The 19650-nt window shown below is 63.7% G+C and carries 18 protein-coding genes and 1 pseudogene; 5 read left to right on the top strand and 14 right to left on the bottom strand.

The window, feature by feature from the left end:
• From icmH to KNW02_RS15370, 12 genes are all read right to left on the bottom strand, one after another.
• On the bottom strand, positions 1 to 1338 hold the full coding sequence (gene icmH / locus KNW02_RS15425) for a type IVB secretion system protein IcmH/DotU (RefSeq protein ID WP_216034177.1): 1338 nt from the start codon (positions 1336 to 1338) through the stop codon (positions 1 to 3).
• Positions 1339 to 1345: 7 nt separating this feature from the next.
• A complete protein-coding gene (gene tssK, locus KNW02_RS15420) occupies positions 1346 to 2680 on the bottom strand; it encodes a type VI secretion system baseplate subunit TssK (protein WP_216034176.1) in 1335 nt (444 codons plus the stop codon).
• A 21-nt stretch (positions 2681 to 2701) separates the two neighbouring features.
• The gene (gene tssJ, locus KNW02_RS15415) at positions 2702 to 3166 is read right to left on the bottom strand and encodes a type VI secretion system lipoprotein TssJ (RefSeq protein ID WP_216034175.1); all 465 of its coding nucleotides are present in this window, start codon (positions 3164 to 3166) and stop codon (positions 2702 to 2704) included.
• A 4-nt stretch (positions 3167 to 3170) separates the two neighbouring features.
• The gene (tagH, locus tag KNW02_RS15410; RefSeq protein ID WP_216034174.1) at positions 3171 to 4619 is read right to left on the bottom strand and encodes a type VI secretion system-associated FHA domain protein TagH; all 1449 of its coding nucleotides are present in this window, start codon (positions 4617 to 4619) and stop codon (positions 3171 to 3173) included.
• The gene (tssG, locus tag KNW02_RS15405; RefSeq protein WP_216034173.1) at positions 4616 to 5695 is read right to left on the bottom strand and encodes a type VI secretion system baseplate subunit TssG; all 1080 of its coding nucleotides are present in this window, start codon (positions 5693 to 5695) and stop codon (positions 4616 to 4618) included. The genes tagH and tssG overlap by 4 nt, the downstream gene beginning before the upstream one ends.
• Entirely contained in the window at positions 5659 to 7542 is a 1884-nt protein-coding gene (gene tssF / locus KNW02_RS15400) for a type VI secretion system baseplate subunit TssF (RefSeq protein ID WP_216034172.1), read from the bottom strand. Before tssF ends, tssG begins: the two co-directional genes overlap by 37 nt.
• Positions 7542 to 8192 carry a type VI secretion system baseplate subunit TssE gene (gene tssE, locus KNW02_RS15395; RefSeq protein ID WP_348524744.1) on the bottom strand — a complete coding sequence of 217 codons (651 nt, stop codon included), beginning with the start codon at positions 8190 to 8192 and terminating at the stop codon, positions 7542 to 7544. The genes tssF and tssE overlap by 1 nt, the downstream gene beginning before the upstream one ends.
• A 95-nt stretch (positions 8193 to 8287) precedes the next feature.
• Positions 8288 to 8764 (bottom strand): Hcp family type VI secretion system effector, encoded by a 477-nt coding sequence (locus KNW02_RS15390; protein ID WP_216034170.1) that lies wholly within the window; start codon positions 8762 to 8764, stop codon positions 8288 to 8290.
• A gap of 130 nt (positions 8765 to 8894) precedes the next feature.
• The gene (tssC, locus tag KNW02_RS15385; RefSeq protein WP_216034169.1) at positions 8895 to 10403 is read right to left on the bottom strand and encodes a type VI secretion system contractile sheath large subunit; all 1509 of its coding nucleotides are present in this window, start codon (positions 10401 to 10403) and stop codon (positions 8895 to 8897) included.
• Between the two features lie 2 nt (positions 10404 to 10405).
• The gene (gene tssB / locus KNW02_RS15380; RefSeq protein ID WP_216034168.1) at positions 10406 to 10945 is read right to left on the bottom strand and encodes a type VI secretion system contractile sheath small subunit; all 540 of its coding nucleotides are present in this window, start codon (positions 10943 to 10945) and stop codon (positions 10406 to 10408) included.
• A gap of 40 nt (positions 10946 to 10985) precedes the next feature.
• The gene (tssA, locus tag KNW02_RS15375; protein ID WP_216034167.1) at positions 10986 to 12143 is read right to left on the bottom strand and encodes a type VI secretion system protein TssA; all 1158 of its coding nucleotides are present in this window, start codon (positions 12141 to 12143) and stop codon (positions 10986 to 10988) included.
• A gap of 249 nt (positions 12144 to 12392) precedes the next feature.
• Positions 12393 to 14471, bottom strand: a complete 2079-nt coding sequence (locus tag KNW02_RS15370; RefSeq protein WP_216034166.1) for a serine/threonine-protein kinase — start codon at positions 14469 to 14471, stop codon at positions 12393 to 12395.
• A 251-nt stretch (positions 14472 to 14722) separates the two neighbouring features.
• Between KNW02_RS15370 and KNW02_RS15365 the strand changes: the two genes are divergently transcribed.
• The 4 genes from KNW02_RS15365 to KNW02_RS15350 are packed head-to-tail and all read left to right on the top strand — an operon-like array spanning position 14723 to position 18283.
• A complete protein-coding gene (locus KNW02_RS15365) occupies positions 14723 to 15808 on the top strand; it encodes a DUF2169 family type VI secretion system accessory protein (protein ID WP_216034165.1) in 1086 nt (361 codons plus the stop codon).
• The gene (locus KNW02_RS15360; protein ID WP_216034164.1) at positions 15805 to 16830 is read left to right on the top strand and encodes a beta-ketoacyl synthase N-terminal-like domain-containing protein; all 1026 of its coding nucleotides are present in this window, start codon (positions 15805 to 15807) and stop codon (positions 16828 to 16830) included. Before KNW02_RS15365 ends, KNW02_RS15360 begins: the two co-directional genes overlap by 4 nt.
• Positions 16827 to 17651 (top strand): DUF4150 domain-containing protein, encoded by an 825-nt coding sequence (locus KNW02_RS15355; RefSeq protein ID WP_216034163.1) that lies wholly within the window; start codon positions 16827 to 16829, stop codon positions 17649 to 17651. The genes KNW02_RS15360 and KNW02_RS15355 overlap by 4 nt, the downstream gene beginning before the upstream one ends.
• A complete protein-coding gene (locus tag KNW02_RS15350; protein ID WP_216034162.1) occupies positions 17648 to 18283 on the top strand; it encodes an ankyrin repeat domain-containing protein in 636 nt (211 codons plus the stop codon). The genes KNW02_RS15355 and KNW02_RS15350 overlap by 4 nt, the downstream gene beginning before the upstream one ends.
• A 10-nt stretch (positions 18284 to 18293) precedes the next feature.
• Here KNW02_RS15350 and KNW02_RS15345 read toward each other — a convergent pair whose 3' ends face one another.
• Together KNW02_RS15345 and KNW02_RS15340 are read right to left on the bottom strand one after the other, a co-directional pair.
• Positions 18294 to 18644 (bottom strand): hypothetical protein, encoded by a 351-nt coding sequence (locus tag KNW02_RS15345; RefSeq protein WP_216034161.1) that lies wholly within the window; start codon positions 18642 to 18644, stop codon positions 18294 to 18296.
• Entirely contained in the window at positions 18644 to 19072 is a 429-nt protein-coding gene (locus tag KNW02_RS15340) for a DUF6484 domain-containing protein (protein ID WP_216034160.1), read from the bottom strand. The genes KNW02_RS15345 and KNW02_RS15340 overlap by 1 nt, the downstream gene beginning before the upstream one ends.
• 457 nt (positions 19073 to 19529) lie before the next feature.
• Between KNW02_RS15340 and KNW02_RS15335 the strand changes: the two are divergent.
• Positions 19530 to 19650: pseudogene (locus tag KNW02_RS15335) on the top strand (IS5/IS1182 family transposase); the annotation flags it as partial.

The raw sequence follows: 19650 nt of genomic DNA, 5'->3' as shown, positions 1-19650 counted from the left end.
CTAGACTTTCTTCTGCAGGATGATCTCGACCCGGCGGTTGCGGGCCCGGCCCTCGCGTGTGCCATTATCGGCGATGGGTTCGGTCGCGGCCTTGCCTTCCGAGGCGACCAGCCCGGCCGGTACGCCCGCCGCGACCAGCATGTCGGCAATGGTCTTGGCGCGGGCTTCGCTGAGGCCTTGGTTGGAGTGGAACGGGTTCGATGTCTGGACGGGGATGCTGTCGGTATGACCGACCACACGCACCGAACCGATCAGTTCGGCATTGTCCTTGATGACCGCCGCAACCGATCCGACCAGCGGCCCATAGATGTCATTGATATCCGCCTTGGCCGAGCGAAAGACCTCGGGGTCGCTGGCCTGCACGACGACGACTGCGATGGACACGTCCTCGCGCCCGGTCAAGGCACCTGCAGTATTCTCGGGCGCCGCTTCGGCAAAGAGCGGCAGCAGTTCAAACAGCAGGGGATTGGCCACCATCTGCGGCTGTTCCACCGTTTCGATCACGGGGCGGAAAATCGCGGTCCTTTCGGGCGGCGGCAGGACCCCGGCCAGGGTGAACAGATCCTCGCCGCGATCCGACAGGCGGACGGAGAGGCCGACATAGATCGCCGTGATCAGGGCAATGGCCATCAGCCCCAGTGACCAGATCGGGACGATGAACCTGCGCTCCTCGTCCTCGGCCGCCACACCCTGCCAGTTGGGCGACAAGGGCGCATCGGCGGCATCCCGGTCATGCATCACCCGGGCCATCTGGGCGCGCAGACCGGCGATCTCGGCCTCGCCCGCAGCAGCACCGATCCGGTGCTTGCCGCGAAAGCCAAGCGACAGGCACAGAAACACCAGTTCCAGCAATTGCGGATCGCGTTCGGGATAGCGCAGGAGTTCCTCGGCCAGATCAAAGAACCGCTCGCCGGAATCGACATTGCCATACATCGCGGCGACGATGGGCTGGCGTGGCCAGCCGCTGGACCCGCCCCATGGCGTGTTGATCGCCACATCATCCAGCAGCGCGCCCACGAACCACGCGCCCTGATCGGCGCGGGTCAGCGGCACGCCCATCGACACCGCCGCATCGCGGGCGTGGGTGAGGTTGTCCTGCAACCTCGTGCGCAGGACATCGGGGTTGTCGGGGGCGACGGCGCGCTGCAATTCGGGCGCAATGCCCAGAAGCGCCGCAAAGGCGCGGACCATTGGGTTGTCGCTGGCGCGTGCCGCCTTCAGCGGCGCGGTACGGGCGATGTCCGGCGCCGCCGAGGGCCGCGCATCGCCCGTGCGCCTCGGGCGGACCCGCGTGCGCCCGGCATTGTCATCCAGCCCAAAAGGATCCTCGTTGGTCATGTCGGTCCTATCGGTTCACCGCGTAACAATCGATCTCCGGTTCGCGATCCAGCTTGCCGGCCACGCCCAGAACGAAGCCCGGCGCGTCGGCCAGCGCGGCGTAATGGTCGGACCCGCGATCCAGTTCCAGACACAGCCGGTCGCCGTCATAGGGAATCTCGCGCGGCTGCGAATTCAGCGGCTTCAGGGCAATTCCGGGCAACTTGGATTTCCACAGCTTGTCGAAATCGCCCGCCGCACCCACCGTCGCCTGATCGACGAAGATCTTGCGCATCATCGCCTCGGACATGTCGCCGCCGATGCGCAGGACGATCCGGCTGGACTTGATGATCTGGGGATTGTCGATGCGGACGGTCCAGATATTCTCGGAATGGCGCGAAACCAGAAGCGCGCGGGACTTCGGCTCGACATGGCGCAGCGACAGCATCAGCGAACGCAATGTGTCGGCCAGCGCCGCATAGGCCGCCTGCGGATCGCCATGGTCATAGACCGGCAGTTCGGTCATCCGCCGCGACGAGGCGCCATAGGTCGCCATCTGTCCGGCCAGCCCGGCCAGTTCGCATATCAGATCCGAAGGGTGGCAATCGTTCTGGGCCAGCAGATGTGCGATCCTTGGCCGGGCGCGGTTGGCCAGTTCAAGGATCAGCAGGTTTTCCATTGAGGCACCCGCGCCGCCCAGAACCATCGAGCCATGCGCATCGGCGATCCGGTCCAGCCCCGTGACCAGTTCTTTCAGCAACTGCCCATACCAGGGCACCGCGCCGATGATCAGTGAGGGAACCAAAAACCCCTCATCCAGCGCAACCGCACCTTCGGCAGTCAGCCCGGTCAGGCGGGCCAGCGGCAGCGTCGTATAGCCCTGTGTTTCCTGCCCCGGCAGCAGCAGTTTTGGGGCCAGTCGGGCGATCTCGATTTCGCTGGGTTCGGCGCCACCGACGATGGAATCGCGGACAGTCGTGAACTCTCCGCGATAGCGCATCCCCGAAGGATCCTGATGGGCTGGGTCGATTTCGGCCCCGCCGGAGGTTTCGGACGGGATTGCAAGATGAACCAGCCCTGCTTCGGTCCTGGCCGTGACGGCCACCGGATCGACCGGCAGGCAGGTCTCGGTCGCCGAAAAGACTGTGCCATCGGGCATGACCCCATCGGCGACCTGCAAGGCGACCTGCCCCGCATCCAGCGCCGCCGCGTCAAGCTGCAGGGCGGTAAAGCCAAAGCTTTGCAGCGGCGTGGCCCTCAGGGCCTGCCGCACCAGCCAGCCCAGATGCCGGTCCTGCTGTTGCAGATGCTGGGTCCGCAGGTACAGTCCTTCGGACCAGACGACCTTGTTTCTATCCGTCATGCGTTTCCCGCCGCTCGGGCCTCAGCCACCACTTACCGACAGCCCGCCGGACCCGACCGAGATGGTCACCGGGGACGAGGCGGCGGGAACCGGAATTTTCTGACGCACGGTCCGGCCGGTCGGATCGCGGAAGCCGGCCGTGACGCCGATGGCGGTGACGCCTGCCTGCACGGGAACCGACCGCACCACCGTCGCGCCGGGTGCCAGCACGATCTGATCGGCCTTGACCAGATCGGATCCAAGCGCCGTCGCCGGATCCTGCAGGGCAAGGTAATCGGCGGCGTCGAAGGCGCCGGTGCCCGACAGCTGCAGCACATTCACCGTCACCGGGCGGTCGACGCCATCCGGGCCGGGATTCATGCCCGCCGATCCCTGCGCCGTGACGGCCAGCACAGTCGGCGGCGTCTCGCCTCCACAACCTGCCAGCAGCAGCGCGGCGGCGCCGGCAGCAGCAAGAAGGATTCGTCTGTTGAAATGGATCTTCATCGTGCTAACTCCTTCCACTTTCATAAGCTTCGCGAAAATCGGCCCCGACCTCGCCCAGAAACTGATCTTCGGCCGAACGGGCGATCTCGCGATAGCGTTCTTCGTAAAGGCGCCACAGCTTGGCGCTGCGGCCACCCGCGATCAGGCTTTCCAGAAGGCCGACATCCGCCATCGCCTTTTCGATCTCGGCCGGGTCGAACCGGTCGATCATCCGCCGCAATGCCGTCTGCAATGCCGCCCAGGTGCGCAGTTGATGGTCGGTGAGGTCGCGGAAAGCCTCGTTCAGCGCATCCTCGGCGCCAAGATAGCCCCGGCTGCGCGGCTGGACCAGACTGGTCAGCACATCATCCGGGGTGGCGAGGAATTTCAACGGGTTCACATCGGAACTGGCAACAATCGTCTGCGCGACCCGCGCCTTCTGCTTGGCCATCGCTCGGGTGCGCAACTGCTGCATCAGGCCTTCGACCAGAATCCGCATGGACCGGCCGATCTGCTCGGCCTGCTGCACCGGATCGCCGCCGAATTGCGCCGGGTCCAGACCCATGCCGCGCAGAAGTGCCTCATAGGGGTCTTGGCCGATGCCGGACGGCGTCGCGGCCTGCTGTTGCCGGAAGTGCGGCACCGGCTCCTGCGCCGGGGCCGCAACGGGCCGCGGGCGCGACGCCTCGGGTTCGGGCATGGGCGCAGGTTCCAGTTGCGGCGCCACGGAGGTGTGGGGAAGATCGGGCGGCAGATCGGCGGGCGCTCCGTCCCAGTCGGCAAAGATATCCGGCTTCCGGGCGGGCATCGGCGCGGGCGCTTCGACCGGCGTGTTCGGCGGCACCGATGGGGTCGGCGACGGGCTGTCGAAATAGTCGCCCGTGTTCTGGCGCGGCTCGGGGCGTAGGGGTGCCGGTGTCGCAGGCTGCTCGAAGGCACTGCGCAGATCGAGGCCGAAGGCATCCTCCTGATCCAGCGGCTTCGGCGGCGCGGCTGGGCGCGCGCGTTCGTGACTGCGGGCCTTGCTGGACAGGCCGAAGGGATCGGGCAGATCCTTCGGGCGCGGGACGGGTTCGGCGGCGGGTGGCTCGTCCTCGCGGCGGCTGAAATCGAAGACCATGCCGCTGCTCTCGGGCGCGCGCGGCGCGGGCGCGGTTCCGGTCAACGCCTCGACGCGCAGCACGAAATCGCCCATGCGCAGTCGCATCCCCGGCTCGATCGGCACCGATTTGCTGGCGCCCACGGGATGCGCGGCGTTGTCGATGAACAACCCGCTGCTGGAGGCATCCGTCGCCATCACCTGGCCGTTCTGTTCGGTCAGGATGCAATGCTGGCGCGAGACATACATGTCAGGGTCGTTCAGCGACCAGTCGGCATCATCGCTGCGCCCGATGACCAGCCGCCCGCCGGTAAAGACGCGCTCGGTCACTGCCTGCGCGTGGGGAGAGGACTCAATGACCAGTCTTACACTCATGCCGCATCCCGTTCCGCTTTGGGCACCTCAGCTTCGCCGTTGACCCGAGTATAGCAGAGATCATCGGCATCGCGGTTTTCCTTGGGGTCGATCCATGTGGTCAGGCCCAACCGGCAATGCCCAAGCCGCGCACGCGGCACCTCGCCGGCCGCCAGAACCAGCCGCAGATCGAAATCGATATCGTTTCCCTGGGCAAACACCACGGCCTGCCGCAGGCGTGCCCGGTTGCGCGGATCGTCTATGAAGTGGTCGAACTGTGCGCGTGTCAGGGGGCCAAGCCGGATCTCGGCCCGGGACTGGCGGTCGAAACGCCGCCCACCGACCATCGCGCCGGCATTCAGCCGGTTATGCTGAACCCCGATCCGGGTCTGCAGGTGATCTGGAATATCCAGCCAGACGCCCACGAATTCCGACAATGCGACCGGAACGCCCAGCACCGATTGCAGGAACGAGATCAGCCGGTCGGGTCCGCGCACCTCCTGCGCCAGCGATGTCGCATGCCGCAGCTTCGCGCCGTCGATGCGCGGGTCGCTGCTGCGGCTGCCCGGCAATCCGATCCCGGCCAGCGCCCGCATGATCGCCAGGACCCGACCGCCATCGTCGTGGGCGATCTGAACCGAAGGCCGGGCATCCGCCCAGGCACGCCAGTAAAGCGCCATCATCCGGTGCTGCATCATGTTGATGAAATCGAGAAAGGACGTATCCGCCGTGGCGCCGCTGCTGTCGGCGCCGGCGAACCAGCGGCTGGACTGGCGCGCGATGATCCAGCGGGTCAGATGCAGGGGCATCGGACCCTCGGGGCCGATCAGGCCCAGCACGTTCACCGCGATCTGCGGCTTGCGCCCGTCGCGGCCCGGCGTGAACTCGGCCAGATCGCTGGCGGCGAAGGATTGCCGTGGCTGCTGGGCCAGCCGCGCGGGTTCGGCCGCCGCGCCGCCCGCCCGGCCAAACCGCATGGTCGCGGTTTCAAGCTGCCGCAGCAGTTCGAAGAAATCCATGTCGGCAATCTCGGGCACCGTCGCGTCGTTGGGATCTGCGGTCAGATCAGCGCCCGGGTGCCGGTCGTCATCGGCCATACCACCTCCATCTGCGACTGAACCAGCCTCGTCTTCGACCGGACAAAGGAATTGATCGCCGCCTGCCGGCTGAACAGCCGTGCAAGCAACGCCGAAAGCAGCAACTGGCTGCCACCGGACAGCAATGCTTCGTTGATGCCCAGCGTGATCTCGGTCCCATGCGCAAAGCAAAGCGGCCCGCGAATATCCAGCCGGTCCACCACGGCGCGGGATGTCACGCGGGTCAGCGCCTCGCCATGCTGGGCCAGGGCCGGATCGCCGCGGTCGGCATAAAGCCGGATCAGGGCGCGCAGCGGCTCGGCATCCTTGTCATCGACCGCCAGTGACAGGTGATTGAGGCTGAGCTGCGAGATCCAGCGCCAGGTCAGATCATCCATCTTCCGGTCGTCCGTCGCCCCCGAGGGCAGGCTGGCACGCAGCGAGGGGCGCGGACGCCGCATCGGGCCAAGCAGCCTGACCTGCTGGACCGGATCGCCCGTTTCCAGCGTCAGGGTCGGTCGGTCGTCAAGGATCGGCAGGTCGCGATTGGTGCAGAGCGCGCGGATATCCAGTTGCGTGATCGGCGCGGCCCGGGGCGTGCCGGCGGGGCGCGCGACGGAGATATAGAAATCGTCCCCGGAATAGCTGGACCGGGTCTGTCCACGCCGCACCTCTTCGGTGTCGGGCCGGCGCGGGCGGCGCTCGGTGGTATAGACATGGCCATTTTCTGTCCGCGCCTCGACCGAGATCAGCGGGGCAAGACTGGCTTGCGCGCCTTCGGCGGCGGCATCATCGACGCGCAGCAGCCGGAAAATCTCGAAATCCTTGGGGCGGGTCCGGTCGGCATGGACCGGATGGGCCGACCGGCCCTGCCGCAACTCGACGATATTGCATTCATGCTCGAACAGATTGACCAGAGGGGTGGCGAACAGTCTGAAATCCGCGGCTGAGATCCCCGTCAGTTCAGCCCTTGGCCGGGACAGCAGGATCACGATCTCGACCGCCATCTGGACCTGGCTGCAAGCCTGCACGGCGCCCGACAGGCCGTTCAGGCGGACAAAGTGAAACCGCTCGGGCATCAGGAAATATTCGCGCAGCAGCCGGTAGCCCTCGAAGGATTGCCGGACGCGGGGAAGCAATGCCTCGTCATCCTTGATCCCGACCATCGCGGGCTGTCCGATCATGGTAAAGACCGACTTGCCATCGGCCGGTCGCGCAACCGCGCCCGCGCCGAAGCCGAAGATCGCATCGAAGATCGCCCCGCCACGCTGTCCGGCGCCGAAAAAGACCGGCAGGGAATCCAGCGACAATTCCGACAGCGGGCCGACGCCGCGGCGCGTAATCTTCAGCCGCAGTCCGGCGCTTGCATCGCGGGTCGCGCGCTCGGACAGACCGGCCTGCATCAGCGCGCCCTTGTCCTGCAGATAATCCGCAGCCATCAGCCGCAGCGGCCACATCCGCACCGCCTGCGCGGTGGTATAGGTGCAGCGGGTCCTTGTACCCTCGCGCAGCGAAGATACCAGCCGCGTTCCCCGCCGCACGACATGGCCTTCGACCATCACATCGACCTGCGGCCCCGGCGCGAATTCGGCAATCGTCATCGCCGGGGCCGGCCCCGCCAGATCGGGATAAAGCGTGTCGATCATGTCGCGGACAAAGCGGCTGGATTCCGCATCGACCTTCAGCCGGGTCCGCGCCGCCAGAAAGGCCACACCTTCCAGCAACCGCTCGACATAGGGGTCGGGGCAGGGCACCGAATCCATCGACAGGTTGCGCGCGACATTGGGATGCAGCGCCGAAAATTCTGTCGCAAGCGAACGGATATGCTGCAGTTCTTCTTCGTAATAATCCAGAAAGACGCGGTCCATCACCGCTCCTCCATCGAGGTCACGGCGCGGCCATTGTCCAGATCGATCATGGTGGACAGCCGCAACCGTTCCGGCACCGGCGACAGCATCAGAAGCGCGTCGATCTCGATCCGCAGACCCGTCTTGTCGCTGGTCGAAACCTTGACCTTGATCGTGTCGCGCCGCAGACGCGGCTCGAAGATGCGCAGCACCTCGACCAGTTCCCGCGACAGGGCGTCGGGATCGAAATCCGACCCGTGCCGTCCCGAAAAGGACGGAACCCCGTAATTCACCACCGAACGGCGCACCTCGGGGTAATCCCGCAGCAGATCCTCGGGGATGGTGGTTCCGCTCAACTCGCGCTCGCTCAGCAGATAGGCGGCCTCGAAACGCTCGATATTGAACAGCATCTCGATGTCGCGGCGCACGGCCTCGCGCAGGACATCGGGCGTGACGATCACGCCGCCTTCCTCCAGCCGTTGCTGACGCTGGACAAGACGGGCCAGCCGGTGCGCCCGCCGTTTCGTCTCGTCATCCAGTGTATCGTCGGCCTCGATCGCGCGCGCGCCTTCGGCCAGCAACGCTGCGACCGGCTGCTCTCCTCCCAGCTTTCTGGCCAGATCTCGCCGCAGCGCCGCCGTTTCAGCGCCCAGCCCATGCAACTCATCCACGAGGCGATCCCACAAAGAGGGTTGAACCGCCTCGCGAAGGGAAGGCTGCATGTCAGTTCGCTCGGCCACCTGTCAGCCCTGCCCGCGGGCAACGCTCATTTCGCGGCCAACACGTCGTATTCGACCTCATGTTCGCCGCCGGCCGTCAGGTCGTCGGCATCCTGCACATATTTGACCTTGATCGAGTCGAAGCTGAGCGACAGGCTGTCGACCGCGTTGCCGCCACCACCGCCCGAGACCTGATAGTTTTCGACCAGCGTATTGGTCAGGGTCATGGTCAGATAGTCGGAATGCTCGTCACCCTGGTCCTTGCGCAGGGTCAGCACCACGTCGCCAAGGTTCTTGGCCTTGATGCAGGCCAGTGCCAGATAGGGCGATGAGGCGTCATAATCCTTGCTGATCGACACGGACTGAACCTCGGGCAGACCGCTCTCGCGCTGGCCGCCCGAATTGCGGAAGGCCGCCCGCATCGCCCCCCAGGAAAATGACGAGATGACGATCTCGTCCTCGTGGCCCGCGCGCTTGCTTTCGCCGGGAACGTCTTCGATTTGCAGATAGCCACTGAATGCCATTTACTTGTCCTTTCACTACCAGGTTGTGGGTCTCAAGGTCCAAACTCGACCGCCGGAGGCCGCCGGAAAAATGACAGGCCAGAATCCGGCCTGCCGCCGATCATGTGGCGGCCAGGGCCGCATCCCGCCGCTAGCCCTTGACCGACGGCAGTTCCGAGACCAGCCGGAGGCTCGCATTGATGCCCTCCAGCTGATAATGCGGGCGCAGGAAGAAGCGGGCATTGTAATAACCCGGCCGGCCCTCGACACTGTCGACCTGAACCTCGGCCGCCGCCAGCGGGCGCTTGGCCTTGGCCCGGTCGTCGGCCATGGCGGGATTGGCCAGCACATAGCGGTTGATCCATTCCGACAGCCATTTCTGCATGTCGTTGCGTTCCTTGAACGTGCCCACCTTGTCGCGCGCGATGGCCTTCAGGTAATGCGCGAACCGAGACACCGGGAACAGATAGGGCAGGTTCGCCGACAGCCGTTCGTTCGCCTGTGCGTCTGGATCGACCAGCCGGCCGGCGCGGGCCTCGTCATCCTGCAGGCTGTGCGCGCCGATGAAGGCCGCGACATCGGTATTCTTGCGGTGCAGGATCGGCATCATCCCCAGCTTGGCCAGTTCCGCCTCGCGCCGGTCGTCGATGGCGATCTCGGTCGGGCATTTCATCGCCACGCTGCCATCATCGGTCGGGAAGGTATGGACCGGCAGATTCAACACTGTGCCACCCGATTCCACGCCCCGGATCTGCGTTCCCCAGCCATACAGCTTGTGGCTGCGGTTGATGTTGACGCCCATCGCGAAGGCAGCGTTCATCCAGACATAGTGGTCATGCTTGCCGTCGATCCGTTCCTCGAAGTCGAAGCCCTTGACCGGCACCGTATCGGCACCATAGGGCAGCCGCCCCAGGACACGCGGCATGGCAAGGCCGATATATCGCGCATCCTCGCTTTCGCGCAGGGATTGCCAGCTTGCGTATTCCGGCCCCGACACGATCTGCTGCAGATCCTGCGGGTTCGGCAGCTCCTGCCAGCTTTCCATGCGGAACAGCTGCGGCGCGGCGGCGGCGATGAAGGGCGCATGGGCCGAGGCACAGACGCCTGACAGGTTCCGCAGCAGGCCGACATCCTTCGGTTTGTGGCCGAACTCATAATCGCCGATGATGCAGCCGATCGGCTCGCCGCCGAACATGGAATATTCGTCAGTGTAGATCTTCTTGAAGACCGGCGACTGGTCCCACATCTGGCCTTCATAGTCCTCCAGAACGTCGGCCAGTTCGTCCTTCTTGATGTTCAGGACGCGGATCTTCAGCTTTGAATCGGTCTCGGTATTGTTGACCAGATAATGCAAGCCGCGCCACGTCCCCTCGATCTTGCGCAGCTTCTCGTCATGCAGGATCTCGTTCATCTGCTTGGACAGCATCTGGTCGATCCCGGCGATCAGCGACTTGATCGACTTGATCGCATTGCCCGAGATCGTCGCCGTGCCCGATCGTTCCTTGGCCGCGACCGCGAGGTTCGAGACCAGTTCCTTCAGCTTTTCGCCCTCGCTGTCCTTGACCCGGAAATCCTTCTCAAGAAGCTCGCTGAACTCGGCCAGATCAATGGCTTCCGCCTCGGCTACACCGGCTGCGGCTTCCTTTTTCTCCTCGGCCATGCTCAGCCCTCCTCACCGGATTTTGCCGCGGCCATGGCCTGTTCGGCGGCCTGTTGCAGCAAGGGTTCGTTGTTCAGCAACTGGGCGATGCGCTTTTCGGCATCGACCTTGCCATCCATATAGCTCAGCAACTGTTCCAGCTGCTGGCGCATCTTCAGCAATTCGTTCAGCGCCGGCACCTGCTGGGCGATCTTGTCAGGGGCAAAGTCGCTCATGCTCTTGAAGCTGAGATCGACGAACAGTTCTTCCTCGGCATCCTCGCCTTCGGCGGCGGGCAGGGCATTGGGCACCCGCGTCTTCACCCGTGGCGCCAGGGCCTCCATGAACTTGCTGAAACGGCCGGCATCCGTCTCGACGAATTTGCGCTCACCAACGGGCCTGCTGGCTTCGGCCGTTTCGGATTCGCCCGCAAGATCAGCCATGACACCCATGACAAAGGGCAGCTCAATGGTCGTCGGACTGCCATAGTGCTCAACGTCGTAAGCGATCTGGACGCGCGGCGCCCTGTTTCGCTCGATCACCTTCTGCTTGCTCTCGCTCATCCGCGGACCCTTTCTAGTTTCCGGCACTCTCTATTAATAATTACTTCTTATTATCGTCCAATCCAGCGATATTCCGAAATTCTTTTAATCCAGATGGCGCGATTTCGTTCATCAATTGCAGGAAATCCATTGCAACCATGCGACGAAGTCGGCGCGCGACATGCGGAATGGGGCTTGACGGTTCGGTGCGTTCATAAAAGGCAACGATCCGGTCCAGCGCGATCTCGACATCTCCGCGCGAATTGATTTCTCCCAGTTTTCCTGCGGCGCCATTGCCCACAACCGCAGAGGGTGCTGGTTGAGGCGATTGTGCCGCCGCGGCGGGACCGGGCTCGGATGACGCGCCGGTGTCGGGTTGGGTCGCGGCGGTCGTTGCATTGGCTTCGGCAACAGCGGTTTCCAGCGATTTGCGGCAGCTTGCCAGAAAATCGCTCAACTCCCGTAGGGAAAGACCGGACGCCCCGTCGCTGCCGGCTTTCTCGGCGAAAACCGAAATCAGCGCCTCGATGCCCGCTAGACAGGTGCCGATTTCCGCCGCCATGGCCGCCACGTCCTCGCCCTGCTCGGCGGCCATGGCCCGGCAGGCGGCACGGGCGCGATTTGCCCGCTCTTGATGCCGCGCCAGTTTGGCGTCCTTTTCGTCCTTGCTCAGCCCCGAGGCCATCCGGGATTGCACGTCGAAATCCGACAACGGGATGCCTGCGACATCATCGAATGTCACTGGTCCGATACCCCGCGGGCTGAAGGCGATCCCATAGCGGAGGTCACCCAGCAAACCGTTGTCGTCATTGTCCAGTTGCCGCAGCGCATTGCTGCGGGCGATCGCCGCCATCTGCGGGTCGTCTCGGTCGCGCAGGCGCGGATAGAGACTGTCCCAGAAATCCCCGACGCTGCGCTGCAACAGGCCGATTCCCTGCGACAGCCCCTTGAACCCCTCGGTCGCATAAAGCCCCCGGACCAGTATCACCAGTAGCCGCAGATCCCGCCCCTCACGGGCCAGTTCCTCACCCTGCGACAGCACCGAGGACCAATCCACCGGTGCGGCGGAATCGTTGATCGAACCGTCGGCCTTGACGCGATGCTGGCGTGACGCCGGCTCCAGCAGGCGTTCGATTGAATGGAACCGGGCGTCATTGCGCAACTCAACCCCAGAGGGTTGTTCTCCGGCCAGCGGAGCAAGGAGACTTTCCAGATCCATTCGGTCCCCGCCTTCACCATCTCAAAAGATAACTCATTAATTATCTTGGCTTTGAGAATTAGGCCATAATTGCAGACGGTTGCGATTCTTGCAACGATCTTGGTTTTGATGCGCGGATCGACCGAGGGAATTCATGCTATGAATCCAGCGTGATAGATTGCGGCTTGAGCCGACCGACGCGTGCTATCCACAGGACCAGGAACCGGCCGGGCCACCATGAAGTACTCAGGCGCCGGGTTCTGACTTTCGTCAGGGCCGGGCGTCGATGATGCGTGAGGCGACGCCGATGATCTGGTCCTCGCGGCCGGCAAGGGTTTCGCTCAGGGCCTCGGCCACGGATTGTACGCTTTCGTCGCGCGGGCGCCGTAGATCGAAGAGCGGGGTCTTCGACAGGATCGCGATGATCTCGGATTTTCCGTAATTGCCTTCGGTCACCCTGACGGCAAGGCGTTGGGGATTTTCCTGCATCTCGTCCAGCGACCACAGCACCCGGACCCGCCGGACCCCGCTGTCGACGGCTCCCAGATCGTCAACAAGGGAGGCGGGCTGATTGATATTCGGCAGGATATGAAAGACCTTACCGGTATTGTCGACCACCATCACCCACAGCGACGCGCCGGTCACGGTGGCGGAGAACTGCACGTCCACCACGGGGTTCTGCCCGGTCTGGAACACGCCGTTCAGCACCGCCTCACCGGTATCGCCGCGGCCCATCCACAGCGACATGCCGCCCGAAGCGGCGACCGGCAGGACCGCACGAATCCTGCACAGATCCTCGTTCAGCACATTCGCCTCGACGCGCAGATCGCGGTCGCCGATCACCGAAGCCAGCGCGCTCTGGATCGCCTCGGCATCATCGACACTGGCCAGATCGCCGATCACGGTGATGCGCTCGCCCAGCCCGAATTCGGCCGGTTGATCCGCCGGCGCGGTCAGCGGCCCGCAGGTCGCCAGGCGGTCGAGATGCGGTTGCAGCGTGGCCCAGGTCAGCCTCTCAGGCCCCGCCGCCAGATCGGTTTGGACCGACATTCCGGAGTCCGGCTGCCACCCTTCCAGCGTTGCCAGCAGCGCATCGCGGGTGGCCGCATCGGGTGCAAGTCCGGACAGGCGGGCGCTGCTGTCGCTGACGGCAAGATCCCAGCGGGTCAGGGCCGAGGCCAGCACCATCAGATCGGCCATATTGTCGGGCCATGTCTCGCCCGGCATCCCGCGCGCCAGTGTCAGCGCATTCTGGGGTGGGCTGATCCCCGTCGCCTCGCCGAAGGCGGCGCGCAGGGCGGCGGCGATCTGCTCATCCGGGGCATTGCCGGACAACGCGCCGCCGCCATCGGCCACAAGGCTTGCGTTCAGGCGATAGGGAACGGCCTCGGGCAAGTCGGGCGCGAAAACACCGGAAGTCCACAGCCACGCGCCCAGACCGGCCAGCAGGATTACCGCAGCGCCCAGAAGCAACTGCAGGCGCCCCTTGCCGCGAGGTTTCTGCTTGCCGGTGCCGACCCGCGCCGTATCGGGTTTCAGCCAGCCGTCCAGACGTTCCAAGGCCTCGGACGCGTTTTGCGGGCGGCCCGCCGGATCGGGATCGGACAACCACTCGATCAGATCCTTCAAGGGCGGCTTCAGCCCCGAACTGTCCAGGGGATTGTGCTTGAAGCGGACGACCTCGCCGGGGCTGCTGCCGACCTGCGGAATCTCTTGCCGCGCCGCTGCCAGAAGCAGGGCGCCCAGAGCATATAGATCGGCGCGATAGTCCGACTTGCCGTCAAGCTGTTCGGGCGCGGCATATTCGTATTTGCCGGCGAATTCATTGCCGACAATGGTGCGTGCGCCCGCCGCCGTATCCTTGGCGATGCCGAAATCGATGATCGTCGCCCGCTCGGGGCGGCCGTCGCGCAGGATGACATTGTCGGGTGACAGGTCGCGGTGAACGATGCCACGACTATGGGTTGCGACCAGCCCCTCCAGAACCCGATGGGCGATGATCAGCAGCGACCTGTCGTCGAGGCGGCGTTCCAGCATGACCTCGTTCAGGGATGGTCCCTCGATATAATCCATCACCAGAAAAACATGCCCGGCATCCGAGCGAGAACATTCCGAATAGCGCACCACCGCATCATTGATGATATCGCGCATCTGCTCTTCGCGCTTGATCAGTTCCACATAATCGGAATTGGCCGAGAAGCGCGCATTCAGAGCCTTGATGGCGACATCACGGCCGACGACCTGATTGCGGGCCAGATAGACCTCGCCAGTGCCGCCGCGTCCCAGGACCCGGATGATTTCATAGGTATTGTTGAGAATCTGGCCGGGGCTGAAGATATCGGACTGCATGGGGAACCTTCATCAGGCGCGCTGTCGGCGGATTCTGTCAATATTGTCGCGTGAAACCTGATATTAGTCTATCATATCCAATGGCGCGCCCTAGATACGATCATCGCCTGTCCGCCATATGTTGCCTTGTTGTTCGGAGGCTTTTTGCAGACGATTGCACCCCTATGGCGGAAAGGCCCTGTGGCGGATGCGGCAGCCGCCTGCTGCCCAAAGCTGCATGGTCGCTGCAATTCGCGCAGGACGGGGCAGGAATGAGGGTTCTCAACCAGACCCGCTTTGTCCACCAGTTCACGATGGGCATGGACAAGTCCGGTCGCGAATACCTGTCCTTCGTGGTCAAGGGCACATTTGCCTTTCCTGACAGCCCCTCGGAAAGGCCGCGGCCCGCGCCGGCGCAGCGCCCGCTGGTCATGGCCGATGAATATTTCGGTGAGCCGGGCTTTTCGGCGCCGCTGTGGGAATCCGATTTTGCCTTCCGCAAGTCGCGCTGCGATGTCGTCCTGCAGGGCGCGGCCTATGCGCCGGGTGGCAAACCGGCCGAACGTGTCCGGGTCGGGTTGAAGGTCGGGCAATGGTCCAAGCAATTCGACGTGGTCGGGCCACGCGAATGGCGGGTCATCGGCCCGGCCATCACCGCAACCCGGCCCTATCCCTTCGCCCGTCAGGTCTTTTCCTATGGCACGGCCTTCGGCGGACCCGACCGCACCGACCCCGAAGACAAGGCGCCGCCCGCCTATGCCCGGAACCCGGTCGGCATGGGCTTTGCCGGCGTCAGGTCGCAATCGAGGCTGTCGGGTCAGCCGCTGCCGAATACAGAAAAGGTGGACCAGCCGGTGACCTCGCCCTATGGCGATTACCGGCCGATGGCACTCGGCCCGATCGGGCGCGGCTGGCCGGAACGGATCCGCTATGGCGGAACCTATGATCGGAACTGGATCGACAATGTCTTCCCGTTCCTGCCCGCCGATTTCGACGATCGTTATTTCCAGATGGCGCCCGAGGATCAGCAGATCGATTTCCCCGAGGGCGGAACGCCGGTCACGCTGGTCAATCTGACGCACACCGGGCGCGAAGCCTTTCGCCTGCCCGACACCGCCCTGCCGATCCGCATCTTTCGGGGGCGGGACATCTGCTTCGACGCAGCTCCCCGCCCCGATACGCTGATCTTCGACCCCGAGGCGCGGGTCTTCATGATGGTCTGGCGCGTCTGGGTGCCAATGCAGCGCATCATCACCGAATTCACCGAAGGCTGGCTCGGGGCGCCGACACCGGCGATGAAACGCGCCTTCGCGACCGGCAAGCGCTATATCCGCAGCTTCGCCGAGGAGCCCGCATGAGTACGCCCCTGCATATCCGCGCGGCCGGAATGGTGACGGCGGTCGGGCTGGATTGCGCCTCGGCCGCCGCCGCGATGCGGGCAAGGCTGGACGGGTTTCGGGAAACGCGCTTCATCGGCGCGGGCGGCGAATGGCTGATCGGCGCACCGGTGCCGCTGCCCCGCAACTGGATCGGAGAAAAGCGGCTGGCCCATCTGGCGGCGGGCGCAATCGTCGATGCCTTCAGCAGGGCCCCCGAGGCGCTGAGCGATTGCACCCTGATCCTGTGCCTGCCTGAAAAAGACCGCCCGGGCCGGCCGATCCGCGACGACGCTGCCTTCGCCGGGCAGGTAAGGGAATGCGCCGGGCTGGCACAGACCATGAGGACCCATATCGTTGCCCACGGCCGCCCCTCGGGCTTTGTCGCGCTGGACCAGGCACGCCGGATGCTGTCCGAGGGCCGGGCGGAGAACGTTCTGGTCCTGGGTGTCGACAGCTATCTGACAACGCTGTCTGTCGCGCACTACCTGTCCGAAAACAGGCTGTTGACGCCCGCCAATGCGAACGGGTTCATCCCCGGCGAAGGGGCGGCGGCGGTGCTGTGTTCGCGCCGGGGGGCGCTCAAGCTGACCGGGCTGGGGTTGGCGCGCGAAAAGGCCCATATCTATAATCGTCTGGACAAGGACGGGCTGGACCTGCCGCTGCGCGCGGACGGGATGACGGCGGCCTATCAGGCAGCGTTCATTCAATCGGGGCTGGGGCATTCGGATATCGGCATCAAGATCGGCGATCTGATCGGCGAATCCTTCTGGTTCAAGCAGACCGCCCTGTCGATGCTGCGCACACAGCGAGAGCGCAGCGGGGTTCAGCCGATCTGGCCCATCGCCGCCAGCCTTGGAAATATCGGCGCCGCCGTGGTACCGCTGATGCTGGGCTGGGCGTTCGAGGCCCAACGCAAAGGCTATAGCGGAGGCCGCCCGATCCTCATCGAGGCCTCCGCCGACGACGGCGCCTGCGCCGCAGCAATCGCGGAGGTAGCATGACAGTTTTCGCCAACGGGCTGGAGATTTCTGCGAAAAAGCAGGGCTGCAAGGTCATCGCGGCGTTTCCTGACACCTGCTTCACCCCGCCCCAAACGCCCGCGACGCCGCCGGGCGTGCCTGTGCCCTATCCCGATTTCGGCCAGGATGGCGACCTGACCTCGGGCACGGGAACGGTCACAATCGGAGGTGAGACAGTCAGCCAGGAGAATTCCAGCAAACTAAGCAAATGCACGGGCGACGAGGCCGGGTCGGCACCGAAGAAGGGCATCATTACCTCTAAAAATACCGGCGCCGTATACGCTCAGAAATGGTCGATGGATGTAAAGTTCGAAGGCAAGGGCGTCGTGCGTTTTGGCGATATCGCCACCTCGAACCATGCCTCCACTCCCGGGGATAGCGCGCCAACCACAATTACCGGGAAAGGCACCGGGGACTCCGAAGCAGAACATCCTGGGCAGACCTGCACCAACAAAGAACTGCGGGAAAGGACAGCAGAGGTAGAGGCCGCCAAAGCCCTACCTCAAGAACCGATTTTGGGTAACAAACCCGGCACGCCTTCCCAAGACCAACTGACTCGTTGGTTGAAGAAAGGAAAGAACCAAGGAAAGCAGGCAGATGTTTGCAAGAAACTGCGCTCAAATCGTGATCGGATAAACAAGATAGTCGAAGCCCGCGAACGGCGGGAAACTACTTGTTTCCATGAAAGACCTGGCGAAGCAACGGCGAGAACAAAGAAAAAAGTGGATCATATGGAGGAAATTGAACGAGAAAAGGTGAACAGAGATAAGCTGGATAGTCTGATCAAGGGGAATTGCACATGACCTTTGACCTACAGGAGCGGCTTCTGACCGCAATCGAGGACCATGACGAGACGCTCGTGGCCAGACTTTTGGATTCTGGCGCGGACCCCGATCTTGGTACGAAAGACGCACCCAGTTGGCGGCCCCTGCTTGCCTCTGCGGAAGAGTTGTCAGAGGGAGGAAAAATAGGCATCGTCAGAAATCTGATCAAGAAGGGCGCCGATGTTAACGCATCCGATGATGCCGGAAACTCCGCACTTCTGATTTCCACACGTGACGGAATGTGGGATGCGACTTACGCTCTGATCGATGCCGGTGCCGATCCATCGCTGCGCAATATCGATAACCTCTGGCCCTTGGCCATAGCGGTCGAGTACGGCAATCATGACGCCGTGCAACGGATGCTTGGAACCGGCAAATGCGATAGCAACAATCTGAATGCATGGGTCGGATTTACCGGCATGACGATGCTTGGAATGGCTGCTGCCCAAGTGGACGCAAAAATGGTCGCGTTGCTTATAGATGCGGGAGCGGACATCTACGTCAAGGATGATCAAGATCGCTTGGCGATACAGTATCTGCCCGAGCCGGATGAATCGCACCCAAACGAATGGGAGCGATCAGTGGAACTTCTTAGCGACGGACGTCCGTGATCAAATCACCTCAGGACGATTCTGCGGCATGGGCAAGATACTGTCTGACCCTTTCTACGTTCAATGCTGCAATCTGCAACCCCGCCGCCCCCGGCTGTAACATCCTGATCACAAACAATTCTCCCGCCTCGGAATATTGGGCATAGCGTTCCTCGGCCACGCGCAAACCATCCGCCCCGGCGATCCGCAATCCGTCGATATGGGCGTCCATACGCTCGACGAAGCGAGCCATGCGTTCTTCGTCCATCTCGGGGTTGTCGTCGGGGTGCAGCAGGTTCTGATCATAGACCGTCCACAGAAAGGCCGCCTGCTCGGCGTGCTGACGCAGCATTTCCTCGATAACCGGGGCGCGGTATTCCATCAGTTCAGGTTGACCGAGCCGCCGCGGATGCGGTTCGAGGCCGAGGCGTGGCTGACAAGGTTGGTGCCGCGGATGGTGATATGGCCGTCCTTCTCCATGATGATCGAGGACTTGCCGACCCGCAGTTCGATCCGCTGTTCGGCAGTGATCTTCACCGTTTCGCCGTCGCGGATGACGGTGGCGGCCCTGTCGGCCTCGCGGCGGGGTGGCTGGATGATCCGGCCGATGATCAGGGGGCGGGCAAGATCGCCGTCCTCGAACAGCAGCGCGACCTCGGATCCGGTCTCTCTGGCGGCAAGCGGGGTCAGGCTGCGCGCCGGAATCGCGTGATCCCTCGCATTCGAGGGGAACACCACCAGCGGCGCACCATCGCTGAACCCTATCAGAAGCCCGATGACCACGCCGTTCAACCGATCCTTGACGTCCATGATCCGCCTCTTCATCCGCGACGTGACGACATCATCATTATTCCACAGGGACGACAATTCACCAAGAGCCCTGACCTGGTCTCGACCGAGTTGCGACGGGTTCATGAGCGATCCACGGATCGGTACCGGTCGCGCCGAGGTTCAGGAACGGCGCGCCATCGGGTCTCAGAACACGCGCGATTTCGGCGGCAATGTCGCTCATCCGGGCCAGATAGGTGTCGCGCGGCATGTCGTCGTTGTGACGGCTATAGCCGATGCCGATATCTGTTCCGCGACCGGTTGTCGTTCATGCGGTTCCTCGGCCTCGGGCTGGAGTATCGGGTACCCGGCTTGATCCCGGCAGGTAGAGGTCAGGCCGCAACGGCCGATTGCAGCATATGACAGCAGGCCGGCGTTGTTGCAGAACTCGGCGCTGGAAGGATTCACACTGCGAATCCGGTAGGTTAAGAAGCTCGACATGAGCAAGCCCGAGCCCGCCCGTTACCGCACGACGAACTGGAAATCCTACAACGAAGCGCTGAAACGGCGCGGGTCGCTGCTGATCTGGCTCGACAAGGATATGGTGTGGCTCGCCCCCA

The sequence above is a fragment of the Paracoccus marinaquae genome, from assembly GCF_018860165.1.
Lineage (GTDB): Bacteria > Pseudomonadota > Alphaproteobacteria > Rhodobacterales > Rhodobacteraceae > Paracoccus > Paracoccus marinaquae.
Note: the sequence above shows the minus strand (reverse complement) of the source record. Positions and strands in the feature narration are given on the sequence as shown.